This is a genomic window from Candidatus Dormiibacterota bacterium (genome assembly GCA_035532835.1).
Lineage (GTDB): Bacteria > Vulcanimicrobiota > Vulcanimicrobiia > Vulcanimicrobiales > Vulcanimicrobiaceae > DAHUXY01.
In genome coordinates, this window is record DATKQG010000104.1 from 26690 (window position 1) to 34690 (window position 8001).

Below are 8001 nucleotides of genomic sequence, written 5' to 3' on the forward strand. Positions count from 1 at the left end.
GTATGGATGCAACGGGCGTCGTCGTAGGGAAATTCGATCCGCCGCATCGTGGCCACTCGTTGGTCATAGACGTGGCCCGCTCGCAGGTCGATCGTTTGACCGTGCTGGTGTGGGAGTATGCGGAGCAGACGATCGACGTCCGGACGCGTGCGCGATGGCTGAGCGAGATTCACCCCGACGTGACGATACGGATCGTCACGGACGTGCCGGAGGCAGTCGATGCGCGGAGCTGGGGCAGCCACGCAGCTGCGTTCCTGGACGAACCGGCGAACGTGTTCTTCTCCTCGGAGCCTTACGGGGAAGAGTTGGCCCGCCAACTCGGTGCGCGCGCGTTCAACGTCGATCGCGACCGCGTCTGGGTACCGTGCACGAGTACGATGATCCGTCGCGCGCCGCTGGAGAATTTGGAGTGGCTCGCACCCGTGGTTCGCGCGCACTACGTCAAACGCGTCTGCGTGATCGGCTCCGAATCGACCGGCAAAACAACGCTCTGCCAGCGGCTCGCGACGCATTTCCAAACCAATTGGGTGCCGGAGTACGGCCGCGAGTATTCGCTCGCGAAGCAGCGTCGCGGGTTGCTTGGCAAATGGCGCTCGGATGAGTTCTACCATATCGCGCGCGAGCAGCAGCGCTGGGAAGACGAGGCGGCGCGGCGCGCCAATCGCGTGCTGATCTGCGATACCGACGCGCTCGCTACGCGTATCTGGCACGAACGCTATCTGGGGATGGAACCGCCGACGTGGCCGTTGCCCCCCTCGCGGATAGCCTGTTACCTGGTGCCTTATCCCGACGTACCGTTCGTGCCCGACGAAATTCGCGACGGCGAACACACGCGGTTTTGGATGTACGAGCGATTCATCGCCGAGTTCGAACGAACTAACCGGCCCTATCGCGTGCTGCGCGGCCCATGGGACGAACGCTTCGACGAAGCCGTGGCGTGCATCGACGCGTTACTCGCGCAAGGCGCGCCGGCGCGCTAGCGGCTAGGACCCCTCGCGATAGTTCAGGACGAGGTTGGCGATCTGCGACATGACGACAAGATCGTCCTGATTGCGCGTGAGCAAGCGAACGCGCAACGTGCCGCGCCGTTTATTACCCGGCCATGGCTGCCGGTCGATCACCTCACCGCGTACCCGCAACGTATCGCCGGGAACGACGGGAGCGAGCCAACGAAGATCGTCGATGCCGGTGCCGACGATGCCGGTGGTGCGTAGAACGCCGCTTTCGACAACCAGCCGCATCGTGACCGCGGCAGTCTGCCATCCGCTGCTGACGAGGCGTTTGAAGAAGCTCGCCTGCGCGGCTTCGGCGTCCAGATGGAACGGTTGCGGATCGTAGGCCCGTGCGAAGGCCAGGCTCTCGTCCAGAGAGATCGTATGCGCGGCCGTCTCGAAGGTTTCGCCGACCGCAAAATCCTCGAAGTAGCGATCGATCACGCCGGCAGCACCTTGAGCGCATCGAAACTCGTTTCGGAGCGATGGCTTGGGCTGGGCTGCGTTCCGTCTTGCGGCCGTGCGAGCTGTACCGTCTGCATGCCCGCATCGCGCGCGGCGTGCAATTCGAACGCGTTATCCGAGAAGAAGACGATCCGTTCGGGCCGAACGGCGATCTCGGAAGCGATACGCGCGTACGAAGCGGCATCGCGTTTTCCGCCGATCGTCGTGTCGAAGAAACCGGAGAAAAGCGGCAACAAGTCTCCCGCGCTGCTGTGCCCGAAGAGCAGCTTCTGGGCCGGTACGGAGCCCGATGAATAGACGTACAGCAGAACGCCGTTCGTGTGAAAGCGTTGGAGCGCTTGGACGGCATCGTCATAGAGATGCCCGCGAATGCCGCTGGAAATGAAGCCCTCCTCCCAAATGCGGCCTTGTATGGCCTTGAGCGCCGTCACCTTGCGGTCTTCGTCCGACCACGCATGCAACGCCCGCAGGATGGCGGGGAGATCGCCGGCGGAAGCTCCGGCTTCGCGAGCGGCGTCATCGAGCAACGCGCGCATCTCCGGCTCGTTCGCGTGCAATGCGACGTATTCGTCGAGGCGTTCCTTTGCGTACGGAAAGAGCGTATCCCGAACGAACGCGATCGAGCCGACGGTTCCTTCAATATCGATCAGCGCGACGTCGGCCCGCAGGACGCTCACGAGTCGAGCTTTGGAAACGCTTGCGCGATCGGGCTCCCGGTAAAATTCGCCACCCAACCGTCGGGATTGACGAAGAGCCGGATCGCGGTGAACTCGGGGTCCGGCCCCATGTCGAACCAATGCGTGGTCCCGGCGGGGACGCTGATAAGGTCGCCGCGGACGCAGATCGTTTGATAGACGCGCGACCCGACGTGCAAATAAAACGCGCCGCGGCCCTCGACGAAGAACCGGACTTCGTCCTCGCTGTGGCGGTGCTCGTCGAGAAACTTCTTGCGGATCGGATCGGTATTCGGCGTACCGCGCTCGAGCCGGATGACATCGACCGACCGGTAACCGCACTCGTTCTGCAAGCGCTCGATCGACGAGCGGTATGCCTCGACGACCGCGGCTTGATCTGCGCCCGGCGCCAAGTGCGCGTCGGCGGCCCATCGCTCGAAGCGCACGCCGATGGAGGCCAGCTCCTGCGCGATGCGCGAGCCGTCGCCGGTCTGGAGCAGGGGCACGTGCGGATTCGTTTCGTCGAATACTCGCAGCAGGGTGGTCAGCGTGGTGGTCATGCGCGGATCCTCCGTTCCTCGAGCGCGCAACGCAACAGAAACTCTAAGCCCTCTAGATGGCGTTTGGCATCCGCCATGGTTGCACCCCAGGCATATAAGCCATGGCCCGCGAGCAGATAGCCCGGCACGGGAGCGTGGCCGCCGATCGACGCTTCGATGCGTTCGGCCAGCTCGCGCGTATTCTGCGCGTTAGAGAAAATGGGCACCCGGATGGCGCCTTCGTGGGTCGAGATGCCCGAAAGCGCTTTCTGCATCTCGTAGCCTTCAACGGTGACGGCGCCTTGCGCGAGGTCGAGCCGCGAGAGCACGGTCGCCGCAACGGTGTGCACGTGTACGATGGCGCCGACGGCGAGGCCGGAACGGTAACGCGCGACGTGTAGGGGCGTCTCGGCTGAGACGCCGGCCGGCAGTGGGCCCTCGAGGCTTACGACCGCGATATCACGTGCCGTCAGGAGACCCTTGTCGGCTCCGGAGCGCGTGATCGCGATCGTTGCGTCGTCGATCCGCCGCGAAAAATTGCCGCTCGTCGCCGGCACCCAGCCCATGCTCGCGGCGAACCGGCCGATCCCGGCCACGTCGGCAAGCGTCTGGGCGGGAAGCTCGCGCTCATCAATCATCGCAGACTACTGTAGCATACTCCCGCCATGCGGCGACCGTCCGCTTGCCGGGAGGCAATCGCCGGCGGCGCGCGTACTTCGGCCGCATGAAGATGCGAGCATACGCTTTCGCGGTCGCTTTCATCGTGCTGCTCGGTGTTGCCGGGCGTGCCGTGCCGACGAACGCCTCGTTCGATCTGCTGGGTGCGAGCCTGCACGTCGTCGTGGTTCGTCGCGGCGTGACCCTCCCGGCGAATCGCGTACCGTTCCTAAAACCCGGCGACACGATTCGCATCTCGTTTCCGAAAGGCGTGCAGATGAGCACGTCGCCGCGCTGGCATCTGGTGGTCGCGAATATGTACGACGATTATCTGCAGCACCCGCCGACCTTTCCCATTGCCGATGCGGATTTGAGCGCAAAACCCCCGGGCTACGTGTGGAGCGTCACCTATCGCGGGAAGGCGACGCCGATTTTTTTCCTGGTTCCGGAGAACGGCAGCCGGTACGGGCACGGCATTCCCGCGGCTCGCAACGCGATCTCCGCCCTGAGCGACCGCGCTGCGTTAGCGCGTGCTGCGCTCTTCTCCGCAAGCGCAGCCGCCAAGGCCTCCACGCTGCAAACCTTCTTGCATTCTTTGGCGACGATTCGCCCGGCCGATCTCACCGACGGCCGTGCCCGCATCGCGTCGGCGACGCAGTCGCTTTTCGGTTACGATTTGAGCAGCGCACCCTGTTTCGATCCGAGCGTGGCGCAGAGCACGCAAACGGCTTGCGCGGCGCAGGCCATCGTCTCGAGCTATCAGATGCCCACCGGCGCGAACGTGACGACGGCCCTCGGAAGCCAGCTCTCGGTGAACGCGGCAACGTACGGCATGCTGATCGGCGCGCTCTACCAGTTGCTTGCAAAGCGCCGCGCCGAGGCGAACTACACCTTCGTGCCGGGTGCGTTAAAACCGACTGCCGCCGCAACCGACGTGTACGTGCGCGAACGTCTTGAGTACGACCCGTCCGGAGCGAAGCCGTCGACGATCGTCTATTTTCAAATCGGCGCGCAAGGCGATAAAGCGGACGAACCCTCGTTCGGTGAAGCTCCCGCCATGCCGGTATGCCTTTCGTCGTCAAGGTTCAACGCGGCGATACCGTTTTCGGGCCTTCCGGTGTACTTTCGCGCGCATCGCGTAACCTTCGATGCGCGCAAGCACGCGTTTTCGGTACCGGCCACCTACGATCCGATTGCCGGATACAGCGCTACGCTGACCGATGCGCAGCGTACGCTGCTCGCACGCGGTGCGACCGCGTCGATCACGAGCGAGTGGGGATTCGACGCGTTGACGTCGCCTCCGATCCAAGTGGTGGAACCGCACGCCGCGGCATGGGCGCTGCAGCGTGCCAAAGGCGCCCCTCTGGTCGCGGGCCGGCATGCGGAGACGTTGACGTTTACCGACGGCGCAAGCGCGATGGGCGCCTGCGCGAAGTCCGTTATCGTGCGTGACGGACTCGGGCACGCGCTTGCCGTCTCGGGCATGAAGCGTACCCGCGATACGGTAGCCGTAAACGTCGACGCCACAGCTGCCGGCGGGGGGAGCGGCAGCGCCCTCGTCGCGGAAGCGGACGGTATCGATTCCGCGCCGATACCGATGACGATCCTGCCCGCAATGCCGTCGGTCGCCAGCGCGGTTGCCTACCTCCCGGAGGGGCTGCTCGTGTTGAGCGGCACGGGCTTGAAGTACATCAACACCGTGACCCTGCAAAACACCGGAATCGTGTTTGCAAACGGTTCGCCTCAGGCGAACGGGGACTGGGCGTTTACCTCAACAACCGCTCCGACCGCCTATCAACCGATGTGGGAGCACGAAACGATGTCGGTGCTCTTCACCCTGCAGCCTCCCGACGCACGGACTAACGCCGTTGAGGCCGACGTACGCTATGCTCCCCCTCCAACGTAGGCCCAACGGCGGATTTCTTGCCGCGAGTTCGGTCGCGTGATAGGCTGAAGAATATGGCGGGACGCCGGCCGGCGTTCGCTCTGCAGAGTGGTGCTTAGGAGGATCCAGATGGCCTCTCAACCTACGCAAGACACCCCGTTCGGACTCGATCAGAATGTTGCCGCGGGCCTTGCCTATCTCTTGGGCCCTGTAGGCGGCATCGTGATGATCGCCGGCGGCGGCACCAACCATTTCGTGAAATGGGCGGCCGCGCAGTCCATCACGCTGTGGGCAACTGCGGTAGTGCTGCGGATTGCGCTGAGCATCGTGGGCTCGATCCTGCACTTCTTGATCCTCATCATCTTCCCGGTCATCATGCTGGTCGGATTGCTCATGTTCGCTGCATGGCTGTGGACCTCGATTACGGCATTCCAGGGCAAAGAGGTGCGCGTACCGATCGTTGCGGACCTGACCACGCGTTTATTCGCTTCGATACTTTAGCAAGACCGACTCCTCGCGATCGCGTAAGAAGCCCCGATGCTTCATGCGTTGCTCGCGGCTCTCTTGGTTGCGCAGGTTACCCCGCCGCCCCCGCCTCCCGTACTGGCCGCTCCCACGGTGAGCCCGTCGCCGAGCCCGTCGCCGGGTTTGCCGGCGGGCGCGACGCCGTCGCCGCTGCCCGCGCAGTTGATCGTCAACCCGACCAGCGTGAACATCAATCCCGCGCAGCAGACGCTGGTGACGGTTTCGAATGCGATCGGGTTGCTCCAGGCGACGTTACAACGCAAGTTGGTGATGGTATCGATCGACCAGCAGACGCACGTCGTTACCCTCACCGCCACGCAAGCAACCGGAAGCGACACGCTCCACCTTGTCGACGAGGCGGGAGCCGTAGCGGATATTCCGATTCGCGTGCTGTTCAACGCCGGTACGATTCCGGTCACGGCGCAACTCGCAGTTACCGGCAGTCCCGTCGATCCTTCCTGGCTCGCGCAACAGGTACAGACGTTCGTGCAACGGCTCGCGTTGGCCGCGCCGGGCGCGCAGGCGACCGTCTCTCCCGTGCAGGCTCCGCCCGCGCCCTTGCCGCCGGGTGCGCAGAGCACCTTCGTGGTGCCGGTGCAGATCGCGGGCAACGGCCTCTATCTCGACATGAACGGTGCGACAACCGTAACGGTCCGGAACGTGCCGCTCGATGCGTTTGCGCCGCCGTTGCTGTTCTACGACGACGACCCCGAGCGCGTCACGCAGGACGGCGTGCTCTATCGCGGCACGATTACCGCCGCCCAGCCGGCGCGACTCTATTACTACCACGACGACGGCACCGGCCCGCGACAGCTCGCGGTCGTGCTGGCGTCATCGTCGCAGGATCCGACCCAGGTGCAGATCATCGATTCCTCGGCGGGCCCGAACATTGACGTCATGAGCGTCGGCCACGCGGTTGCAAGAGATTTTCTCACGCTCAAACCGCTCGACGAGGGCGTCATCGTCAATCTCGGCGCGGATGCATATGCCTTGCACGACCTCGCCATGACCGACAAACAGGGCGTTGCCGGCAGCGTGGACTTTCGCGTACTCTCGGGCGGCCCGGTCACCGTTAGCGTTGTGGCGGTCTCACCCGGGGTCGATCCGCGCACGGTACTGGATCAGCCGCTCCTACCCGGCGACGGACACCACCGCACCGGTGTGTTCGCACTCGCGGGATTCGGAAACGACCGGCTCTCTTACAGCGTCGGCGGGGCCGACGCAACCCTCGTCTATGCCGATCGCGGCTCGGCGCCGCCGAACGTCGACCCGGCCTCCAAAGGGCGCGACTACGGCGACTATGGCGTGCTCCGGACGATCGTCATCCAGCTGGCCAATCCCACCGACACCCCGGCCGTCGCCTACCTGTACGAAAAACCGATCGGCGGCATCGTGCGGTCGAGCTTCGTGGTCGACGGATCGCTCGTTCAGATCGGCTGCGTTCGCGAGCCCATACCCTATCAAATCTCCGCGTTTGCGCTGGCGCCCCAATCGACGTACCAGGCGGTCGTTCAGACGATGACGGACGGTGGGTCGAATTACCCGCTCGAAGTCGGCGTGAGCGCGACGCCGCCGCAGCCGGCCGGACCGCCGATCTCCTCGCCGGAAGGCTGCTTCCCCAAACCCAACGCTCCCGTCCCGGCTCCCACGGCCGCGCCGCCGCTGCAGGGCCCGACGGCCGCGCCGAGCGCTACACCGTTGCCGCCGGCGAGCGCTCCCAGCCCGTTTTGATGAAAGTTTGAATGGTGCGCCGTATCTCTGGCACAGTACACTCATGATGGAGGGCTCTTTGCCATAGAACGCGCTACCGAACCCAAAATCGTCTTGCTCGTCCGCCTGCTCAACGCTATCGACGAGGGGCGGCACTCGTTTGAAGCGCTCAAGGAACGGATCTCCGAGGGCGGCAAACTTCCGAGCACCCGGAGCCTTCGCCGCTACCTAGCGGTTTTAGCCGAAGCGGGCTTTCCGTGGTTCTTCGACCGTACGGCAAACGCGTACCGCTTCGCGGAGGGCTACAGCCTCAAGCGCCTCGATCTTTCGAGCGGCGAACTCTTTGGTTTGGTAGCGTTGCGATCGTTCAGCGCATCGCTGGGCGGCACGATCGGCGCATCCATCGACGAGATCACCGAGAAGCTCGTGGGCACCGCGGGTCGCGGTGCGCGGGCACGCATCGAGGCGCCTTCGCCGATGGCCTTTCGTCTCTCGGAGATCCGCTTGGACGAGCAGGGCGAGCGCGCGTTTGCGCTGCTCTCGGCGGCGGAACG

The 8001-nt window shown here is 64.5% G+C and carries 9 protein-coding genes; 5 read left to right on the forward strand and 4 right to left on the reverse strand.

Annotation, left to right across the window (positions count from 1 at the left end; all coding sequences use genetic code 11):
* Positions 1–2 precede the first annotated feature (2 nt).
* Positions 3–980, forward strand: coding sequence for an AAA family ATPase (locus VMW12_13275; GenBank protein ID HUZ50692.1), 978 nt, complete (start codon positions 3–5; stop codon positions 978–980).
* Between the two features lie 3 nt (positions 981–983).
* On the opposite strand, the gene VMW12_13280 is transcribed toward VMW12_13275, so the two are convergent.
* From VMW12_13280 to VMW12_13295, 4 genes are read right to left on the reverse strand one after another with little or no spacing between them, the layout of a single operon-like run.
* Positions 984–1436, reverse strand: a complete 453-nt coding sequence (locus VMW12_13280; GenBank protein HUZ50693.1) for a MaoC family dehydratase — start codon at positions 1434–1436, stop codon at positions 984–986.
* Positions 1433–2134 (reverse strand): acireductone synthase, encoded by a 702-nt coding sequence (gene mtnC, locus VMW12_13285; GenBank protein HUZ50694.1) that lies wholly within the window; start codon positions 2132–2134, stop codon positions 1433–1435. The genes VMW12_13280 and mtnC overlap by 4 nt, the downstream gene beginning before the upstream one ends.
* Positions 2131–2691 carry a hypothetical protein gene (locus tag VMW12_13290; protein ID HUZ50695.1) on the reverse strand — a complete coding sequence of 187 codons (561 nt, stop codon included), beginning with the start codon at positions 2689–2691 and terminating at the stop codon, positions 2131–2133. Before VMW12_13290 ends, mtnC begins: the two co-directional genes overlap by 4 nt.
* Positions 2688–3308 carry a methylthioribulose 1-phosphate dehydratase gene (locus VMW12_13295; protein ID HUZ50696.1) on the reverse strand — a complete coding sequence of 207 codons (621 nt, stop codon included), beginning with the start codon at positions 3306–3308 and terminating at the stop codon, positions 2688–2690. The genes VMW12_13290 and VMW12_13295 overlap by 4 nt, the downstream gene beginning before the upstream one ends.
* A gap of 86 nt (positions 3309–3394) precedes the next feature.
* Here VMW12_13295 and VMW12_13300 point away from each other — a divergent pair, with 86 nt between their 5' ends.
* The 4 genes from VMW12_13300 to VMW12_13315 all read left to right on the forward strand — a co-directional run.
* Positions 3395–5233 (forward strand): hypothetical protein, encoded by a 1839-nt coding sequence (locus VMW12_13300; GenBank protein HUZ50697.1) that lies wholly within the window; start codon positions 3395–3397, stop codon positions 5231–5233.
* A gap of 108 nt (positions 5234–5341) precedes the next feature.
* Entirely contained in the window at positions 5342–5713 is a 372-nt protein-coding gene (locus VMW12_13305) for a hypothetical protein (protein ID HUZ50698.1), read from the forward strand.
* A gap of 36 nt (positions 5714–5749) precedes the next feature.
* Complete coding sequence (locus VMW12_13310) at positions 5750–7468, forward strand: hypothetical protein (protein ID HUZ50699.1); 1719 nt, start codon at positions 5750–5752, stop codon at positions 7466–7468.
* Between the two features lie 93 nt (positions 7469–7561).
* The coding region (locus VMW12_13315; GenBank protein ID HUZ50700.1) for a hypothetical protein at positions 7562–8001 on the forward strand (440 nt) is incomplete at its 3' end.

Bases quoted from the DNA above. Each gene is read 5' to 3' on its own strand.
- VMW12_13275 (HUZ50692.1), top strand. From the start codon at position 3: ATGGATGCAACGGGCGTCGTCGTAGGGAAATTCGATCCGCCGCATCGT.
- VMW12_13305 (HUZ50698.1), top strand. From the start codon at position 5,342: ATGGCCTCTCAACCTACGCAAGACACCCCGTTCGGACTCGATCAGAAT.
- VMW12_13310 (HUZ50699.1), top strand. From the start codon at position 5,750: ATGCTTCATGCGTTGCTCGCGGCTCTCTTGGTTGCGCAGGTTACCCCG.
- VMW12_13295 (HUZ50696.1), bottom strand. From the start codon at position 3,308: ATGATTGATGAGCGCGAGCTTCCCGCCCAGACGCTTGCCGACGTGGCC.
- VMW12_13290 (HUZ50695.1), bottom strand. From the start codon at position 2,691: ATGACCACCACGCTGACCACCCTGCTGCGAGTATTCGACGAAACGAAT.
- VMW12_13300 (HUZ50697.1), top strand. From the start codon at position 3,395: ATGAAGATGCGAGCATACGCTTTCGCGGTCGCTTTCATCGTGCTGCTC.